Source organism: Phyllobacterium endophyticum, assembly GCF_003010935.1.
Classification (GTDB): domain Bacteria; phylum Pseudomonadota; class Alphaproteobacteria; order Rhizobiales; family Rhizobiaceae; genus Phyllobacterium; species Phyllobacterium endophyticum.
In genome coordinates, this window is sequence record NZ_PGGN01000006.1 from 120,133 (window position 1) to 138,500 (window position 18,368).

Below are 18,368 nucleotides of genomic sequence, written 5' to 3' on the forward strand. Positions count from 1 at the left end.
TCATGCCGATCTACAAGGGTGTGATACGGTCGAGAATCGCAGCGATTACGCCGCGCGGCGTATCGCCTTCCGCTATTGCTTTCCAGGTCAGGCCAAGGCGGTGCGCCAGAATATCCCCGGCCAAGACCTCGACATCCTCCGGCGTGCCGTAATCACGCCCGTTGAGAAATGCCCGCGCCTTGACGCTAGCTGCCAGTGAAAGGGAACCACGCGGAGAGACGGAATATTCGATCTTGGCTCTCGTATCGGCACCGGCACTTTCATCCCGCGTCGCCATTACCAGCCGTACAATGTAGTCCTTCAATGCTGGCGCCAGATGAACCGCGTTGACCTGCAGCCTCGCCTGCTGAATTTCGACGATACTGATCTTGTCGGTGGCAAGGGGGAGGTTACCGCCTCGCTCCTGTTCGACAAGGTCGAGAATCTCACGCTCGGCAGTGGCATCTGGAAAATCGACGGCCACGTGAAAAAGAAACCGGTCTAGCTGCGCTTCGGGCAGCGGAAAAGTACCTTCATGTTCAATTGGGTTCTGCGTGGCGACGACCATGAAGGGATCCGGCAAAGGATAAGTTTTTCCCGCTGCCGTTACCTGTTGCTCGGCCATGGCCTCCAGAAGTGCCGATTGTACCTTAGGCGGGGCGCGATTGATCTCGTCCACCAGAATCAGTGAATGGAATACCGGACCTGCAACGAATTCGAATGTGCTGTGATCCGGCCTCCATACGGGCGTGCCGGTCAAATCCGCCGGCATCAGATCCGGCGTACACTGAATTCTAGCAAAGGTCGTATCGACGTGATTTGAAAGTTGCTTGACGGCTCTGGTCTTGGCAAGCCCAGGTGCACCTTCGATCAACACATGGCCGCCGACGAGCAGCGCCATGAGCAATCTGTCGACAAGGGCAATTCTGCCTATCAATCCGGCTTCGAAGTTTTGGATAAGGTGATTGAACCTCGGGCCGAGATTTATCTCGGCGCCGATAGAAGAATCCTGTTTTACGCCGTCCATAAAAACGTTCCCGTCTTATGGTGCCCGTTGGGGACGATAGCCAAATAATAGAAACTTTCAAGGAGAGATGCTCGACGACACGTATATAGATGAGGCGACAGCAGCTGAGAAAACGTGTCGTCCGGTCAACTGCAGAGTTTCAATGCTGGTCATTCGGACGTTTCCTTTGATCATTGGCGATTTGAGTATAAGCGAAACGAGCGGTGTCGACCTCGACTGCAGTCCTCGCAACGGGTCGCACCAGCGATGTGTCGCGAGGCCGGTAGGATAAAAAGTTTGCGGCGGATCCTGATGAAGATGTCTGCGAACATCAAAATTGGAAGGCGCCATACTGATATTTACGTCTCGAGACGAACGTACGTTCTGCATAAAATAACTGGCTGGCGAAAAACTTCGGCTGCTGATATTTTGTCTAATGCGCTCTCTTCTTCGTAGGCTCCTCGGGTCATCTAAAGACGAATTGAAGCTTTCCAACAGAGTGGACAAGCTTGAAGCTCAGTTACTTTTATTGGAACAACATCACGTCAGGGGGTTTTGGTTCACCCAGGATCGCATCGACGACCGTTCCCTATCGACGCGGCGATATGCGTGTCTCATTTGCGGACATGAGGACGAGAGAAGCGGTTTCGAGATACTGCGATCTGAATGCATTTTTAACGGTGGAAAGCTGGAACGATACAAATGCCCTAAGTGCGATTGCATTTTCGGAACCCAGAAATTCCTGGACCTAGATGACCGAATGGTCGATCTCGAATATGAGCTGCTTTATTCCCGCTATAGGGAAAATGAAACTGGGCATCTGGAGGATCGATCCTTTCGCTCTCTTCGTCCAACCTCCGGTGCGGTTTACATCAATTGGGGTGCTGGGGCTTGGAATGATACGACTCAAAAGCTTCGCGCCGAGGGCTTTGATGTCTGGAGTTACGAGCCAAGTGCTCCGACCACAGCGCCGTTCGTAATAAAGAGTACAGATGAAATATCTGTGGGGCTCGCCGGAATCTTCTCAAACAATGTCATTGAGCATTTCCGTAATCCAGTTGAACAGTTCCGGAAATTCCATTCGCTTCTTGTCGAAGGCGGAAAGATGGCGCATTCCTCGCCATGCTACGAATACGCGTACCCGTTCACTCGATTTCACACGGTGTTTTTGCTGGGACGTTCTCCTGAAGTTCTAGCTGCCCTTTCCGGTTTTCGCATTGTAGATCGTATCAAGGACGGTGAATACATAAACGTTGTTTTCGAAAAGGTCTGACGAAGCCCCCATCTCCAGACCCGTAAGACTGGTGGACGCGTCTCGGCACCTCCAAAAACACCAAAGGTTGTCTCCAAAGCTAGCTTCCCCACGTGATAACGATACGCAGCAGGGAACAAGGTCTGGCCGCCAACGCGTTGAGCACTCCTCAGCCTCTAGAGCGCACCCTTAAGAATGATAAAAAGCACGGCTTCGCTGATTGCGACTGGCCAATTCATTGAATCAACAGAGCGAGCCCTACAGCGCAAATTGCTGATAACTTCAAATACAGCATCGAGCTTTTCAGGATCTCTTTGGCAGTTTGGCGGGTGAATGGAACGATCGCTTCAACAATACTGAATATGACAACCGCCACTACTACCAAAGCTGCTAGAATGGTTATTGCTACAATCGAGACTGATATCCCGAATCTGCCGTGTAAGGCATCAACGCAGATTTGTGCCGTTCCCCCGTGTGGCGAGACACGGCTTGCGTCGTTGTTTGTCTGAGTATGGATATCCGCAGTTCCAAATATGCTGGCCATTGCTTTGGCTTCTCTTTGTTGTTCCGAATCATGACAGCTCAAGGCATTGTGAAAGGCTCTCAGGAATTGAGCAATACAACGTCCATCGTTATTTCTGACTATGACCAACGACCTGGAATTAAGGACTTGTTTCCAGGTACAAACGGTGAGCCGTGCCCTAACGGAGTGACACCTCTAGCTATCATTGCCGCGTTCTGATCTGCAACCTGAAGTGTTGACCTCGGTTGTATTTCACCCACCGTGGTGATAGCGCTAAATTGGGCTGCACGGGTGGGCGAATTGCGGATATCACATCGTTTATTAGGGCCGGCAGCCGTCACATCCATTCGCGTTGTGTTCCCGCATATCTCAAGATCTGCAGGCACATCTGTTTCACTGGTACTTGAAAGTTCCAAGTTCACCGAAACTGCGCAGGGCCTATTCAATCCTACCATGCTCGGAAGTCAGATCATACCGCGGCGAGCTTGACTGCGCGACAACAGGAACCCTCTAGATGAGAATAGCGATCATAGCGTCTCCACGATGCGGAAATAATTGGATTAGACGAGTCATAAGCGAACTATCCGGTTATCCACATTTTGCTGCGCACTCCATCAATGATTTCCCAAACGAGCTTCCTGATAACTGCATCCTGAACATTCATGCGCCTTGCGACGATCAAACGCGCGAATATTTCCATCGATTGTCATGCAAGCTGGTGATTTTGGGTCGCCACCCGTTGGACGTGTTTGTGTCAGTCCTCCAGTTCGCCAGGAGAGAACCGTCGGTTCACAAGTGGCTGGACGGACGTTGCTTTATTCCACGTGATGCCCGCGATTTGTATCCTGACAGCCCCGCCTTTGTGGAATGGATGTGCAGCGAAGGCGCCCGCAATCTTCTCTCGGTCACGCTGTCCTGGTGGAAGGAAGAAGGGAATTCGGCTCGCCTCAAGTATGAGGACGTTGTAGATGCGCCCGGGAAGGGATTTGCCGAATTGTTTCGTACGTTAGGTGCTCCCTTGGCTGGGCCAATTCAGTCCGCCCTGGACAATTATTCAGTCGCTTATTTTGCACCTTTCAACAATCACGGCTGGCTTGGTCAGAAAGATAACTATGCCAAGTTCATAACTCCTGCGAATTTGGTCAAAGTACAAGCAGCTCACGTCGAGTACTTTTCCATTTTGGACTACGATATCAAGTCCGATCCCAGTCTCGATCATGAGGTCGCAAGGACGGCATACCTCCAGATGCTTCCCAAGGATTTGGCCCTGACGAACTAAGCAACGGCTTAGTTACCGCCGTGCCTGCTTATTACCAACGCGAGGACCTCTCCACGTCTGGCTCATCAACGTATATGCCAATTCCTTGGCTGCTGGCCCGCGTTTACCCGAAGCCGCAAGCGGTACGATCACTGTCTTGCGATAGATCTTTTAGTGGGACCGCGCACCGGCGCAGGATCGCCAACGGCTTCGTCGTCGAATGTGGTTTGCCCTATAACGAATTGCGGGGTGTTGTTCAGCCTCAGGTAGATTCGGCCGATATATTCTCCGATAACGCCCATGCAGAATGTCTGGACGCCGCCGATGAACAGGACCGTAGCAATGACGGAGGTCCAGCCCGGTTGCACATTGGGATTCAGCAACCACTCGATTATAACATATAGGAAGAACACAAAACTTGCGGCAGCGAGGCAGAAGCCGGCGATGGTGGCCAGGCGAAGCGGATAAATGGATGAGCCAGTGGCCATTTTCAGCCAGAGTGATAGCGACTTCCTGAGATTGTAATTGCCCTCGCCGGAAAAGCGTTCCTGATGATCGATATCGATTGCGGTAACAGAGTTCGTGGCTCCGACAATAAGCCCGTCAATGTAGGTATAGGGGCCATCGTACCGTAATATGGTCGTGGCAATTTCCCTCTTCATCGCCTTGAACGATGAGAGGTAAAGGTTCGCAGGCTTCTTCAACATCAGCGTGGCGACCCAATTGTTGAACCGGCTGCCCCATCGCTTCCATGCTACGTGTTTCCGTTCGCGATACCTTGTGTAACAGACATCAAAGCCATCCTCGATTTGCTGCGCCAGTCGCAGGATCGCGGCGGGAGGATGCTGCAAATCATCATCCATGATTATAATGATTTTGCCGCGGGCAATGCTTAATCCGGCCATCGTCGCATTATGCTGACCAACGTTTTTCCGCAAGGATATTCCCCGGACAAACGAGTGCTGCTGAGACAACTCTTTGATCACTTTCCAGCTTTGATCCGGGCTGCAGTCATTGGCCAGTACCACTTCGAATCTGTTGTGGTATGAGCTGTTATCGAGAACTTGCCTGAGTTGCGCTATCAACTCGGGCAGAACGGCCATGCTCCGGTAAACCGGAATGACGATTGACAGATCGATCTGGTCTCGTTGTGTTCTTGGCATGTCAGAACTCGATATTCGAAGGCGATTGGTGCCGGAATGGTCGTAATGTCTTGTCAACGGTGATGGACATTTTCCTCCGCCAAGACGTATGGGTACAGTAAAAGCACTAATGAATGATTCTCGCAAATTGCTGCTGGAGTCACGTCGCGATCGGCTGCTCTATATTTCGCCAAAGAGTTTTGCTCGCATATCCATCTTCTCCGACGGTGTAAACATCCATAGCATTTCGGCAGCTCCAAGTACCATTCTTTCGATAAGTGGACGCATAGGCCCGCGGAGCGTGAAGCGTTGCAGTGTGAAAGCCCCGGTGATACCTAGAGCCCAATTATCCCTCTTGGAAAGAGCATGACCGAAAACAACGGCCCACACAGCAACGAGTTTGACGCCTATCGAACGACCTATGCGGAGGCCGTGAACGACTCCATATCCTTCTCTGGCCTCAATGTGGACTTTTTCACACGCGCAAAGGCAGTCCGTCTCGTCGATATCCTGGCGGCCCAAATTGGCGATCCATCCAATTTGTCGATTCTCGACGTGGGATGTGGGGTCGGAACATACCATCCACTGCTTCGCGGCAAAGTAGGAAGAATATCCGGCATCGATCCTTCTGACGAATGCATTCAGGAAGCAAAAAAGAACAATCCGGATGTGAACTATCAAACCTATGACGGCCAGAGGCTGCCATACGACAATGACACTTTTGATGCGACTTATGCAATTTGTGTGATGCACCACGTTCCGCAAGCTGACTGGTCAAGGTTTGCGGCGGAGATGGCGCGCGTAACCAAGCCAGGGGGCTTGGTTATCTTGTTCGAACACAATCCCTACAACCCCTTGACCCGCCGTGCAGTGTCGACATGTCCTTTTGACGCCGATGCGGTTCTCCTTTCGAAGCGAACCGCATCCGGGTATCTTCAGCAAGCCGGATTAAAAGACGTACAGGGCGAATATATCCTGACGATACCTGCGATAAAAGGGGTTCTGCGAAAGATCGATGGCGCGTTGGGCAAGCTTCGGGTTGGGGCGCAATATTACGTTTTCGGCCGTGCACGTGACTGAACTTTCTTCCCGGCACCCCTCGAAGAACATCAGGCAGATGTTAACTTTCGGCCTGATCGGCCTGGCCAATACCGCTGCATTTTTTCTGATTGCCAACGGTCTCAATTTGTTCTTGGACGAGTCTGTCTCGGCCTATCTGGCATATGCGCTTCTGGTTCCGGTTTCCTTTTTCGGACATCGCCGGTTGACGTTCAAGTCTGACGCCGCAATTGCCCGGGAATGGCTCAAGTTCTGCATCGTGCAGGCCCTGAACCTGAGCTTGATCTGGAGCGTGACGACCGTTTCGGGTATATACCCGATACTATCGGGGTGGCCGGCATTCGGAATCATAAGTCTCCTCATCCCCATCCTGAACTTTGTCATTTTTCAAATATGGGTATTCGCAAGAGGATAGAAAAAGCTGTCGCAATTGGCGGGACAGAGCCGAGCGGCAGCTCAAGCCATGACTCTCAGGGTGCTCCTCACCTTCTTGTTAAGTTCGGCTTTGGCCGATTGGTAGTCTGAGTCAGACGTCCAGTAGCGTAGCGTTATAGACGCGGTATTGTCGCCTAGTTCTGCCACGAAAGCCGAAGGAGGAGGATCCTTCCTGACGCGCCTGTCGCTCTCGGCCAGCTTGAGCAAGGACTTTTGAACCTGATCGAGATCGTGCTCGTTAGTTGCCGAAATGGTGATGTCGTTGCGTCGAACACCGTTGCGGGTGAAGTTCTTGACCGGCAGCGTCCAAAGCGTTGAATTAGGTGCGAGAATATAGATCCCATCGACAGCCCGTAAGCGCGTAGCAAAGAGCCCTATCTCCTCGACTGTTCCGCTAATGCTCCCGACCTCGACATACTCTCCTATTCGGAGCGGGCGTAGGGCCAAGAGCATTATCCCTGCTGCGATATTCTGTAACGTTCCCTGCAGGGCAAGTCCTATGGCAAGTCCGACAGCGCCGATGGCAGCAATGACCGAGGCTGTTTGGATGCCGAATTGGCCAAGTACCATGACCACGACGAGGCCCAGAACGACGTAGCGTGCGATTTTCGAGAAAAATCGTCGCAACGTAAGATCGAAGCCTCCTACTTGCCCAAGACCGGCATAGACCCAACGTTCTATGAACCCAGCAACAACGAATCCGATGACCAAGAGAAGAACAGCACCGATGACCGAAAATGAATAGGTGACTACGAGAGCGCTGGCTTGGCGGATGCCCGTTTGGATTGCCGAAAACGCATTCTGGGGATCGAGTTCCATGAGGGTCTCCTTACGGTGATATGGTTGTGCCCCCCAAGCCTGAACCAGGCTGCACTTGAGATCAAACTGGCTTGCGAGCCGCGTAGATAGTGACTGGAAGAGCGGATCGCCAGGTATCGAAGCCGCCCAGCGGTTGAGCTTGAGAAACAAGGAGCTTGGTGAGTTCACCGCCATAGGAGGCGCGCCAGGTCACAAGTGCCATTTCGCTCTGAATAGTCACGGCGTTGGCTACAAGCCGCCCGCCGGGCTTGAGGCTCTCCCAACAGGCGTCCATCACGCCCGCATCGGTGACGCCGCCGCCAACGAAGACAGCGTCAGGTTCTGCAAGTCCTTGCAAAGCCGCCGGCGCTTCACCCCGCACAAGCTGCAGGTCAGGCACGCCAAGCACCAGGCTATTGCGCAGGATCAACTCCTGGCGCCTCTCACTGGCTTCAATCGCCAGGGTGCGACACGAATTATGTGCACGCATCCACTCGATGCCGATGGAACCGCAGCCCGCTCCGACATCCCACAGAAGCTCCCCCGGCAATGGCGCAAGATGCGCTAGCGTGACGGCTCGCACGTGCCGCTTGGTCAGTTGTCCATCATGTTCGAACGCATCGTCCGTCAAACCGGCAAGTGTGGAATGAACTTGGGCTGGCGGGTTTGCTTTATTGCAATCGACGGCAAGTACATTGAGATCGGCACAGCGGGGATGATCCCAGCAATCAGCAGTGCCGGCGGTTCGCCGCTCCAGGGCGCCACCCAAATGCTCCAGCACGGTCAGTTGCGCCCGGTCGTACCCCGACTCCCTCAGCATGCGCGCAACCTGGGCCGGCGTGTCACCGTCATTGCTGAGAATCAGCAACTTCGCCGCCGGAGAAAACGCCTTGAACAGAGTCTGGACTGGCCTGCCGTGAACACTCAGCAATTGCGTTTCCTGCATCGGCCAGCCGAGCGCGGCTGCAGCCAGGGAGAACGAAGACGGCGCCGGGATTATGCGCATTTCGTCAAGCGCGATATACCGCGTCAGTGTCGCTCCCACGCCGAAATGCATCGGGTCCCCGCTTGCCAGCGCAGCAACGGGCTGCCCCCGCAAGGCAAGAAGCTGCTCGTAAGTATCGGAGAATGGAACCGGCCACGCTGCTCGTTTCGCCGTCAGTCCTGCCGGCAGCATTTCCAGATGGCGTTTGCCTCCGAAAACTGTCCCTGCACAAGCCAAAGCGTCACGGGCATTCTGGCCCAGACCGCTATAGCCATCCTCACCAATCCCGATAATCGTCAGCCATCGTGTCATCGTACATTCCATTGCATCACGACTCCATGCATGCCCGAAACCACTTGATGGGTCAACGAATCGAACGCTATGAGAAAGGTTGGCACGTCCCCGGGCATCCTGTAAAACCGGTAGTGTCATGACTCATCCAGGTTCCAACATCGAACGATCAGCCGCCGAGGAGCGGCGCTCTGCCTGCCCGGGATTGTTCCGCATGCCGAAGGCTCGCGACGGCAATATCTGCCGTTTGAAACTGACCTTTGGCGATTTGACCGCAGCGCAGGCCATGCTCGTCGCTGATGCAGCACAGCGCTTCGGCAGTGGAACGATCGAAATCACCAATCGAGCCAATCTGCAAATTCGCGGGGTACGTCCCGAAATGGAAGCGCCCCTGACGGCGGCTTTGCTAGACGCGGGGCTCGGACCGTTGAGCGCCAGGGGCGACGACGTGCGCAATGTCATGATCAGCCCGTTTGCGGGCTTTGAACCGACCGGACACGATGTGCGGCCCCTCGCCTCGCGCGTGCTCACCGTCCTGCAATCCGACCCTTCATACCAGACGCTTTCGCCTAAATTCTCCATCCTCATTGACGGAGGGGAAAGCGTTGCGATGGTTGACCATCCTCATGATCTTTGGCTCAGTGCTGTCGATCCGAAGGACATTACGCCTTGCTATGCGTTCGGTGTTGCAGGCGTGCCGCCTACAAGGGTAGACGCTCAGCCGGCCTTGGGTACTGTTACAACCAACCAAGCTTTCGATCTCATCACCGCAATCCTCGATATCTTCAGCGACTGGCGACGGGCTCACCCGGAAGCATCGCGCCTGCGTCACATGATCAGCGAGATGGGGATCGAATATCTCGTAGAGCAGCTCGAACTGCGACCGGGATCTCCGCTGCCCAGGAAAGAGATTGGACAATGGCGCAGGATGTACAGCCGCCCGAATGGCCATCTGGGTCCGTTATTGGACGAGCACGGTACCAACTGCGCGGTAGGAGCCATGCCTGCACTCGGTTGTCTCGACCCCGACGTGTTGCGATCGCTTGCGGAACTTGCCGATAGGCTTGGGAATGGCAAACTGCGCATGACACCATGGCAAAGCGTCCTCTTGCCCCAGGTCTCACCAAGCGATGCCCATGCTGCGCTCCAAGCCCTCAAAGCGCTCAAACTCAGCAGTAAAGCTGATGAGCCGCTTGCGACGATGATCAGTTGTTCAGGTATGGCGGGGTGCAACTCAGCTTTGGCAGCCACTCGGGCAGATGGACTGAAATTGGCGTCCCTCTTGCGGGGAAAACCGGCAGTTCCCCAAATTCACTTGACCGGGTGCAACAAGTCCTGTGCTTCGCCCGCGGCAAAACCCGTCACGCTCGTCGCAACTGCGCCCGGTCATTATGATATTTTTCTGTACGCGACCAATGGACCGTCGCGTTTTGGCAAGCTATTGGCTGCCGGTGTCACTATCGACGAAGCTGCCGAACTGATCGGTAAGGATTTCGGCTCTGGGGGGCCACTGCATGCTTGAATATATTCGCGACGGTCAGGCGATCTATGATCGCTCCTTCGCCATCATTCGTTCTGAAGCCGATTTGAAGAATATCCCGGCCGACCTTGAAAAGCTGGCGGTTCGCGTGGCGCATGCTTGCGGTATGGTTGATGTGATACAGGATCTGGCGTTTTCCGAGGGTGCGGCAACGGCTGGCCGCAACGCACTGCGCAATGGTGCACCAATCTTGTGCGACGCGCGAATGGTCGCGGAAGGCGTCACAAGAACACGTCTCCCTGCTGACAACCAGGTAATTTGCACACTACCCGATCCCTCTGTCGCCAAGTTGGCGCTGGACATGGGCAATACCCGTTCTGCCGCAGCCCTTGAATTATGGCGTCCGCACCTGGAGGGCGCAGTTGTTGCTTTCGGCAATGCCCCCACCGCTCTTTTTCGACTGCTGGAAATGATCGGCGAAGGAGCACCCAAACCGGCACTTGTTCTCGGCTTCCCTGTCGGTTTCGTCGGTGCGATGGAGTCGAAAATCGCCCTCGCTGAAAATATTCACGGCATCCCCTATATTGTAGTCCACGGTCGCCGAGGCGGCAGTGCAATGGCCGCAGCAGCCATCAACGCCCTCGCTTCGGAGAAGGAATGATGCCGCAGCCAGGTCGGCTTTACGGACTGGGCGTTGGACCCGGCGACCCTGAACTCATCACATTGAAAGCATTGCGTCTTCTTCAGGCTGCTCCGGTCGTCGCCTATCATGCAGCCAAGGGCAAAAAGGGCAACGCATTGACTATCGTCGAGCGCTATCTTGACGGAAACCAGCTTCTTGTTCCGCTGATATATCCGGTCACGACCGAAATTCTTCCCGCTCATATGGACTACGAGGCCATCGTCAGCGACTTCTACGGCGAGATAACGACGGTTTTGCGAGCTCATCTTGACGCGGGTCAGGACGTCGCCGTCATAGCGGAAGGCGATCCGTTCTTCTACGGTTCCTTCATGTACATACATGACAGACTGGCGGAGTACTACGAAACCGAGGTTGTACCCGGTGTTTGTTCCATTCTGGGTGGCGCTGCCGTTCTTGGTGCGCCTTTGGTTTACCGTAACCAGACGCTTACGATCCTTTCGGGTGTACTTTCCGAAGATGACCTGAAGGCGCGGCTCGCCAGCACCGAAGCTGCAGCAATCATGAAGCTAGGCAAGAATTTCGCAAAAGTGCGCGGCGTAATCGAAGAGCTTGGCCTGCTCGATCGGGCCCTTTATGTCGAACGGGCGACAATGGATGCACAGCGCATCATTTCACTATCGGAAGTCGATCCTGAATCTTCCCCCTATTTCTCGTTGATCCTCGTTCCGGGTGAAAAATGGCAGGGTAGCGCCGAATGACTAGCCCGACAGCCATATTGGTCCTCTCGGCATTGGGAATGGCAACCGCATCGCGGATCAAGGCTGGCATACCAGGTACCACAATTTATGGCTTGGAAGGTCGCGTCCGCGGTGCTGATGTCTCCTACACGAATTTCGGCGAGACTATCCGGCAGCACTATCAGAACGGCCACAGAATTATTGCTCTTTGCGCTGCCGGTATAACGATCCGCTCCCTGGCTCCGATTCTGGGTGAAAAAGGAGGCGAACCCGCCGTTGTGGCAGTCGCAGACGATGGCAGTGCCGTCGTCCCGTTGCTGGGGGGTACATCGGGCGTGAACGTTCTTGCGCGTCAACTTGCGTCCATGCTTGAGGTTACTCCCGCAATCACGACATCCGGCGAACTTCGCTTTGGTACTTGTCTGCTCAACCCGCCTGCAGGCTTCGAATTGAAGAATCCCGAAGACGCCAAAACGTTCATCGCCGATCTGCTGGCGGGGAAGACCGTTAGGATAGAAGGCGATGCACCTTGGCTTCGGGAGGCTCATCTGCCTTTGGATGATGCCGCGGAACTGCGTATCCTGGTTACAACGTCAGATGTTGTACCCGCAAAGGGCGACCTGGTCTTCCAGCGCCGGCTCACTCGGAGCGAACCCACTTTCTCCGTAGCAACCTCACCCCTTGCGCACGAGAAGCGTGGACGGTTGGTGGTGGTTGGCCTTGGGCCGGGTAGCCCTGAGTTCATGGTTCCGGCAGTCAAACGGGAGCTTGAGGCCGCTGACGATGTGCTTGGTTATGAAACCTACGTCCGCATGGCAGGATCTTTTCGTCCGGATCAGAAACTGCATATGACCGACAATCGCGAAGAAATGCAGCGCGCCCGACATGCTTTCGAACTCGCAGCAGCAGGCCGGTCCGTCGTGATGGTTTCGTCCGGTGACCCAGGTGTTTTCGCGATGGCTGCTGCAGTGGTCGAGGCGCTGCACGACTCAAACGACCCCTCTTGGCATGCGGTGGAGCTCGAGATTTTGCCGGGGGTTTCCGCCGCCTTCGCCGCAGCCAGCCTTAGTGGAGCCCCGCTCGGCCATGACTTCTGTGTTCTCTCGCTTTCCGACAATCTGAAGCCGTGGGATATTATCGAGAAGCGCATCTCCATGGCGGCACAAGCTGACCTTGCCATGGCCTTCTACAATCCGATTTCGAAGCATCGCCCCTGGCAATTGCCACGCGCTATCGAAATTCTCCGCGAACATCGTAATGCCGATACTCCAATCGTCCTTGGCCGTGATATCGGTCGGCCCGCCCAGGCCTTGCGTGTCATCACACTCGCCGAGCTCGGTCCCGAACAGGTCGACATGCGAACTGTGATCATCGCCGGTTCTTCACTCACGCGCAGCTTCGAGCGAACCGGCGGCGGCAAATGGGTTTATACGCCGCGCTGGTATGGTACCAAGCCTGAATAGTTAGATGGTCCCATGAAGAAAGATCATTTGCCTGCGCCGGCCCCATGCCGGAAAAAGGATTGAGCGCTTCGCATTTGTATCGACGCCCTTCCACGCTGCTCAGTATGATCCCTCAAAATCAGTTCGCCTGCACCCGGAGTCATCATGCCAGACAAAAATTACGTTCTTACCCTTTCCTGCGAAGATCGGCCGGGTATCGTTGCGTCGGTAACCACCGAGCTTGCCGGCATGGATGCCAATATTGCCGAAAGCAACCAATTCTGGGACAGACAGACCAACCGCTTCTTCATGCGCATTGCCTTCACGGCGGCCGAAGGTACAAGCAAAGACGATGTTGAACGGGCTCTAAAGCCCGCTATACAGCGCTTCGACATGAAGACGAGCCTCGTCGATCAGTCGAAAAAGCCGAAGATTGTTATTATGGTCTCGAAATTTGACCATGCTCTGCTGCATCTCTTCTACCAGATCAAGGTTGGTTGGCTTGATGCGGACGTTGCAGCCATCGTTTCCAACCATGAAGACAGCCGCCGCTTCGCCGAACATGAAGGCATCCCGTATCACGTGCTGCCCGTTTCCAGGGACAATAAGATCGAGCAGGAAGAAGCACTGCTCCGGATTGTAAAGGACACCGGCGCCGACCTCGTAGTATTGGCCCGTTACATGCAGGTCCTATCGGACAATTTGTCGAAACGGCTGTTTGGCAAAGTCATTAATATCCATCATTCGTTTTTGCCAAGCTTCAAGGGCGCAAAGCCCTATCACCAAGCCTATGAACGCGGGGTGAAGCTCATAGGCGCAACGGCGCATTATGTTACGCCCGATCTCGATGAGGGTCCCATCATCGAGCAGGAGACCGAACGCGTGACCCATGCAATGAGCGCCGAAGATTTCGTTGCCACGGGCCGCGACATCGAAAGCCGCGTGCTGGCGCGGGCGGTAAAAAAGCATCTCGAATCGCGCGTCATGCTCAATGGTCACAAGACGGTTGTGTTTGGATGACTTGAGGGCTCAGGTCAGCTGGCCGAAAAGTAGTTTTCCAGATTAGATACGACGCGGTCAGCCATTGCCTTACGCGTTTCGACTGTCGCACTTCCCATGTGCGGCTGGAGCACTACATTGTTGAGGGTAAGGAGGGCTTCCGGCACGTTCGGTTCGTCCACGAACACGTCGAGGCCCGCTCGCCCAAGTTCGCCAGATTGCAAGAGCTCGACCAAGGCAGTTTCGTCGACGACGGTGCCGCGAGCGACATTGATAAACGTTCCCTCTGACCCAAGCCCCTGCAGTACTTCGCGGGATATAACACCTTTGGTTGCGTCCCCGCCGGGCAGAATTGCTATCAGGGCAGAACACCTGCTTGCCATTTCGGCCAGATCAGGGAAATACTCGTATTCGACTTCGGTTTTCCTGTTGCGTGTATGATAGACGACCTCGCACCCAAAAGCCGTGAGCTTTCTGGCGATGACGCTACCGATTCGCCCAAGCCCGACCAGCCCGATCATTTTGCCCTCAATTCCCTGCGCCAGAGGCGGCGTTTCCCCGTTTGCCCATCGTCTTTCCCGCACGAAACGATCATTGGCAACGATGTCGCGAGTAGCCGCAAGCAGAAGCGTAATCGCCATATTCGCGGTATCTTCATTGAGAACGTCCGGCGTGTTGGCGATCTTGATCCCCTTGGTCGCCGCATAGGCGATATCCAGCGAGTCGGTGCCGACACCAAACGAAGAAACGATCTCGAGTGCTGGCAGCAGATCGATCATATCCGCCTTGAGACCGGTAAACGTACTCGTCACGGCCGCCCGGAAACGCCCCGCGTGCTTCTGTAAGAAACCCAACGCATCTTCTTCCTCATAGAGCTTTTCAACTGCGTATCGCTTCTCCAACTCCTCCGTCAGATACGGCATGAGAGGGCCAAGCAAGAGGAGAGGTTGTTTTTCCATCGATTCATTTCCCGTCGAATGCTTCCAGAGTGTGCGACAATAGCTGGACGTGGCGGAAAGACAAACATTTGCTGACGAAGAGCACCTTTGCCAGTGCTGATTATCTTGAGTTGGCGCTTGCCTTTTTGAATGCATTGGTGTGAAAACCGTCGCACCAATGCTTGCGGGACGGAACATGATAAAGACAGTAGAGATCGCCGATCTAAAAGAGCGCGCCAGACGGCGCGTGCCAAAAATGTTCTTTGACTACGCCGATTCTGGTGCATGGACAGAGAGTACTTATCGCGCGAACGAAGAGGATTTCCGCAAGATTCAATTGCGCCAGCGCGTGGCAGTCAACATGACCGACCGGACGCTCGAAAGCACGATGGTCGGCCAGACTGTATCCATGCCTGTCGCACTCGCCCCAACCGGCCTGACCGGTATGCAGCATGCAAATGGCGAAATGCTGGCGGCTCAGGCGGCCGAGGAATTCGGCGTCCCCTTCACCCTCTCGACGATGAGTATCTGTTCTATCGAGGATGTCGCATCGGTTACTACCAAGCCGTTCTGGTTCCAGCTTTATGTCATGCGCGATCGAGACTTCATCTACAATTTGATAGACCGAGCCAAGGCTGCCGGGTGCTCGGCTTTGGTTCTGACGCTCGATCTGCAGATTCTGGGTCAGCGCCACAAGGATCTGCGTAACGGTCTTTCTGCCCCCCCGAAGTTTACACCGAAACACATCTGGCAGATGGCTACGCGTCCGCAGTGGTGTATGGAAATGCTGAGGACCAATCGCCGTACATTCGGCAACATAGTGGGGCACGCCAAAGGTGTGGGCGATTTGTCATCGCTGGCAGTCTGGACAACCGAGCAGTTCGATCCGCGCCTATCCTGGAACGATGTTACCTGGATAAAGGAACGTTGGGGCGGCAAACTTATCATCAAGGGCATTCTCGACGTCGAAGATGCGAAGATGGCAGCCGCGACCGGTGCCGATGCAATCATCGTATCCAATCACGGTGGACGACAGCTCGATGGAGCGCCCTCATCCATTTCAGTCCTTGCGGATATCGTCGACGCAGTTGGTGACAAGATCGAAGTGCATTTCGACGGGGGAATCAGATCGGGCCAGGACGTGTTGAAGGCGCTCGCCATCGGAGCCAAGGGAACCTATATCGGCCGGGCCTTTCTCTACGGCTTGGGTGCTGGTGGGAAACAAGGCGTCACCGAGGCATTGGAGATCATCCGCAAGGAGCTTGATATTACGATGGCCTTGTGCGGCGAGCGGGACGTCCAGGTTCTCGACCGGAACAACCTTTACAAGAGCGGTCTCGAAACCAAACCGCGAATGGCCGAAGTGAAAAAGAAACGCGCGCGAACAGCGGGAGCGTAAAGATTAGAACACACTCTTGAAGAAGCCAAGCTCGGCCAATTGCTTCGAGTTTTCGAACCGAACGGAAACACTCGAATTGAGGTTGTCGAGCTTCCCGGCGGTGATTGCCTCCAGCATGGTCTTGTATGCGCGAGAACCCTTGAAATACTGCCCACCCTCTATCGCCTTCTTCACGAACTCTTCCGTTTCGCTGAAAAACTTGAAATGCAGCAGCGACCCGAAGATGGGCGAAAAGTTGCGGTGAAATGGCCACGGCTTGTGAATGCTGATGGTGAACGCGATAGGATACTCTACGTAGAGCAGAGGATATTTCATCAACTCGTCATAATGCTGAGGATCATCCAACAACCTGTCCCTTGGCCCTCCCATCATCGACATGGCCGAGTTGGTGCGGCTCAGCCGATAGCCGCTTCTATCGAATGTATTGGCGATCTCCCAAGGCATCGTACCCGAAGATCCGTTGAACACCGCAGATTTTAGATTTGCCGATGGGTAACAATCGATCATCGGCGCTGGGCAATGCAAAACGCCCTTTGCTTCCAGGCGGACTATCAGTTCTGGCAGCGTTCTCGTCTCACATTCGTCATAGATAAAATATTCGTCGCAATCGACATTCATATACCAGCGCTTGGTCCCATAAATCCGGACCAGTGCCTCGCGCCAAAGATTGCCGCCGTTCGCCTGTCGGTAACGGATATCCGAGCCGAAGATGTCGACGTCGTTTTCAGCGAGAAGTTTTTCCCGTGTTCCATCTGTCGATTGATCGTCAACGCACAAGAACCGCGTTATCCCGAGTTTGCGATAATGGGCGAGAAATGACGGTATGAATTGGATGCTGTTATGGGCTAGAAAAATGAGAGGTATGTCCCGAGGTTCGAGCGGCCGGATATCATCTTTCCTCAATGAGTAAATTCGGACCGGATCATGACGCTTCTTCACGCTGACGTTACGCCAACGCGTGAGCAAGGACTGGCCTGTTTTCTTGGGAAAGGCGGCTGGACTGCCAGGGCGGTATGGAAAGGGAATTTCCGGTCTCGGAAACAGGAAAGATTGGTGACGTTTCAATAGGTGGTTCCGCCTTGAACGCGAGTCGGGTCTTTGTGCATGCAACTCCAGAAGGCCGACCGATTAAACTTGGACGTGTGGAAGGTCAAGTATGGCCCGGTGAGCGCCGTATCCCCACTTTCCTGATGTAAAGCCAGCAAGTACGCCGCAATTTGGCAGCAATGAGGGGTTTTCCTTTTCCGCATTTGGTCTTAAACCCTACTCAGACTCTCAGAATATGAAGCGAGGCATCATGCAGAATGATCTTGACATCTACGTGGGATGGGACTCACGCGAACCGATCGCATATGAAGTTGCCAAGAGCACCGTATTGAAACATGCGACGATCCCCGTCCAGGTAGTTCCGATCAAATTGGAAGAGCTCGTAGAGAAAGGCGCTTATACACGCGATATCGACCCCCTTGCCTCGACTGAGTTTACCTATTCACGCTTCTTCACACCCTGGCTCGCAGGCTACAAGGGCTGGGCACTTTTCTGCGATTGTGACTTCCTGTTTTTTGGCGATGTGGCGAAGCTGCTTCAGTACCGCGACGAATCGAAAGCGGTGGTTTGCGTCAAACATGATTACACGCCTAAGGCAGGCACGAAAATGGACGGCAAAGTCCAGACCAGCTATCCGCGCAAGAACTGGTCATCATTCATGCTGTTCAATTGTGAGCACCCGTCCACGCGCCAGCTCACGCCGGAACTGATCAACCGGGAAAGCGGCGCCTATCTGCATCGTATGCAATGGGCGCAAGATCACGAGATCGGGGAGATTCCGGTTGAATGGAATTGGCTGGAAGGCTGGAACGAAAAGCCGGCGAACGGTTATCCCAACGCAGTCCATTTTACCAATGGCGGACCATGGTTCAAGGATTGGCAGAATGTAGATTACGCCGACGAGTGGCGCGCGGCAGCCAATGCAGTTGATCCGGATTGGAAGGCCATCTGACAA

General features: G+C 54.4%; 18 protein-coding genes. 11 read left to right on the forward strand and 7 right to left on the reverse strand.

The features are described 5' to 3' along the window. Nucleotides 1-10 precede the first annotated feature (10 nt). Nucleotides 11-1,006: an AAA family ATPase gene (locus CU100_RS23655; protein WP_106719095.1), complete on the reverse strand. Its 996-nt coding sequence runs from the start codon at nt 1,004-1,006 to the stop codon at nt 11-13. Nucleotides 1,007-1,745: 739 nt separating this feature from the next. Here CU100_RS23655 and CU100_RS27390 point away from each other — a divergent pair. Continuing rightward, nucleotides 1,746-2,258, forward strand: coding sequence for a methyltransferase domain-containing protein (locus CU100_RS27390; protein WP_147835060.1), 513 nt, complete (start codon nt 1,746-1,748; stop codon nt 2,256-2,258). A gap of 214 nt (nt 2,259-2,472) precedes the next feature. Here the strand turns inward: CU100_RS27390 and CU100_RS23665 are convergent, their stop codons facing one another. After that, nucleotides 2,473-2,781, reverse strand: coding sequence for a hypothetical protein (locus CU100_RS23665; RefSeq protein WP_106719097.1), 309 nt, complete (start codon nt 2,779-2,781; stop codon nt 2,473-2,475). 493 nt (nt 2,782-3,274) lie between these two features. Between CU100_RS23665 and CU100_RS23670 the strand changes: the two genes are divergently transcribed. After that, the gene (locus tag CU100_RS23670; RefSeq protein ID WP_106719098.1) at nt 3,275-4,039 is read left to right on the forward strand and encodes a sulfotransferase domain-containing protein; all 765 of its coding nucleotides are present in this window, start codon (nt 3,275-3,277) and stop codon (nt 4,037-4,039) included. 128 nt (nt 4,040-4,167) lie between these two features. On the opposite strand, the gene CU100_RS23675 is transcribed toward CU100_RS23670, so the two are convergent. Next, nucleotides 4,168-5,181, reverse strand: coding sequence for a glycosyltransferase family 2 protein (locus CU100_RS23675; protein ID WP_106719099.1), 1,014 nt, complete (start codon nt 5,179-5,181; stop codon nt 4,168-4,170). Nucleotides 5,182-5,526: 345 nt separating this feature from the next. Here CU100_RS23675 and CU100_RS23680 point away from each other — a divergent pair, with 345 nt between their 5' ends. Next, a complete protein-coding gene (locus CU100_RS23680; protein WP_106719100.1) occupies nt 5,527-6,240 on the forward strand; it encodes a class I SAM-dependent methyltransferase in 714 nt (237 codons plus the stop codon). Then, nucleotides 6,233-6,634 carry a GtrA family protein gene (locus CU100_RS23685; RefSeq protein WP_170113954.1) on the forward strand — a complete coding sequence of 134 codons (402 nt, stop codon included), beginning with the start codon at nt 6,233-6,235 and terminating at the stop codon, nt 6,632-6,634. The genes CU100_RS23680 and CU100_RS23685 overlap by 8 nt, the downstream gene beginning before the upstream one ends. Nucleotides 6,635-6,675: 41 nt before the next feature. Here CU100_RS23685 and CU100_RS23690 read toward each other — a convergent pair whose 3' ends face one another. Both CU100_RS23690 and cbiE read right to left on the reverse strand, forming a co-directional pair. Beyond that, the gene (locus CU100_RS23690) at nt 6,676-7,473 is read right to left on the reverse strand and encodes a mechanosensitive ion channel family protein (protein WP_106719102.1); all 798 of its coding nucleotides are present in this window, start codon (nt 7,471-7,473) and stop codon (nt 6,676-6,678) included. Nucleotides 7,474-7,534: 61 nt separating this feature from the next. Further along, nucleotides 7,535-8,749 carry a precorrin-6y C5,15-methyltransferase (decarboxylating) subunit CbiE gene (cbiE, locus tag CU100_RS23695; RefSeq protein WP_106719103.1) on the reverse strand — a complete coding sequence of 405 codons (1,215 nt, stop codon included), beginning with the start codon at nt 8,747-8,749 and terminating at the stop codon, nt 7,535-7,537. 118 nt (nt 8,750-8,867) lie between these two features. Here cbiE and cobG point away from each other — a divergent pair, with 118 nt between their 5' ends. From cobG to purU, 5 genes are all read left to right on the forward strand, one after another. Further along, nucleotides 8,868-10,250 carry a precorrin-3B synthase gene (cobG, locus tag CU100_RS23700; protein ID WP_106719104.1) on the forward strand — a complete coding sequence of 461 codons (1,383 nt, stop codon included), beginning with the start codon at nt 8,868-8,870 and terminating at the stop codon, nt 10,248-10,250. Beyond that, nucleotides 10,243-10,869: a precorrin-8X methylmutase gene (locus CU100_RS23705; RefSeq protein ID WP_106719105.1), complete on the forward strand. Its 627-nt coding sequence runs from the start codon at nt 10,243-10,245 to the stop codon at nt 10,867-10,869. Before cobG ends, CU100_RS23705 begins: the two co-directional genes overlap by 8 nt. Then, nucleotides 10,869-11,609, forward strand: coding sequence for a precorrin-2 C(20)-methyltransferase (locus tag CU100_RS23710; protein ID WP_106719231.1), 741 nt, complete (start codon nt 10,869-10,871; stop codon nt 11,607-11,609). The genes CU100_RS23705 and CU100_RS23710 overlap by 1 nt, the downstream gene beginning before the upstream one ends. Next, complete coding sequence (cobJ, locus tag CU100_RS23715) at nt 11,606-13,051, forward strand: precorrin-3B C(17)-methyltransferase (protein ID WP_106719106.1); 1,446 nt, start codon at nt 11,606-11,608, stop codon at nt 13,049-13,051. The genes CU100_RS23710 and cobJ overlap by 4 nt, the downstream gene beginning before the upstream one ends. 144 nt (nt 13,052-13,195) lie before the next feature. After that, the gene (gene purU, locus CU100_RS23720) at nt 13,196-14,050 is read left to right on the forward strand and encodes a formyltetrahydrofolate deformylase (protein ID WP_106719107.1); all 855 of its coding nucleotides are present in this window, start codon (nt 13,196-13,198) and stop codon (nt 14,048-14,050) included. Between the two features lie 14 nt (nt 14,051-14,064). On the opposite strand, the gene CU100_RS23725 is transcribed toward purU, so the two are convergent. Further along, nucleotides 14,065-14,988 carry a 2-hydroxyacid dehydrogenase gene (locus tag CU100_RS23725; RefSeq protein WP_106719108.1) on the reverse strand — a complete coding sequence of 308 codons (924 nt, stop codon included), beginning with the start codon at nt 14,986-14,988 and terminating at the stop codon, nt 14,065-14,067. Between the two features lie 175 nt (nt 14,989-15,163). On the opposite strand from CU100_RS23725, the gene CU100_RS23730 reads away from it, so the two are divergent. Continuing rightward, nucleotides 15,164-16,366, forward strand: coding sequence for an alpha-hydroxy acid oxidase (locus tag CU100_RS23730; protein ID WP_106719232.1), 1,203 nt, complete (start codon nt 15,164-15,166; stop codon nt 16,364-16,366). 3 nt (nt 16,367-16,369) lie between these two features. Here the strand turns inward: CU100_RS23730 and CU100_RS23735 are convergent, their stop codons facing one another. Next, the gene (locus tag CU100_RS23735) at nt 16,370-17,305 is read right to left on the reverse strand and encodes a glycosyltransferase family 2 protein (RefSeq protein ID WP_187445983.1); all 936 of its coding nucleotides are present in this window, start codon (nt 17,303-17,305) and stop codon (nt 16,370-16,372) included. Nucleotides 17,306-17,663: 358 nt separating this feature from the next. Here CU100_RS23735 and CU100_RS23740 point away from each other — a divergent pair, with 358 nt between their 5' ends. After that, a complete protein-coding gene (locus CU100_RS23740) occupies nt 17,664-18,365 on the forward strand; it encodes a glycosyltransferase (RefSeq protein WP_106719233.1) in 702 nt (233 codons plus the stop codon). The last annotated feature ends 3 nt before the right edge of the window (nt 18,366-18,368 follow it).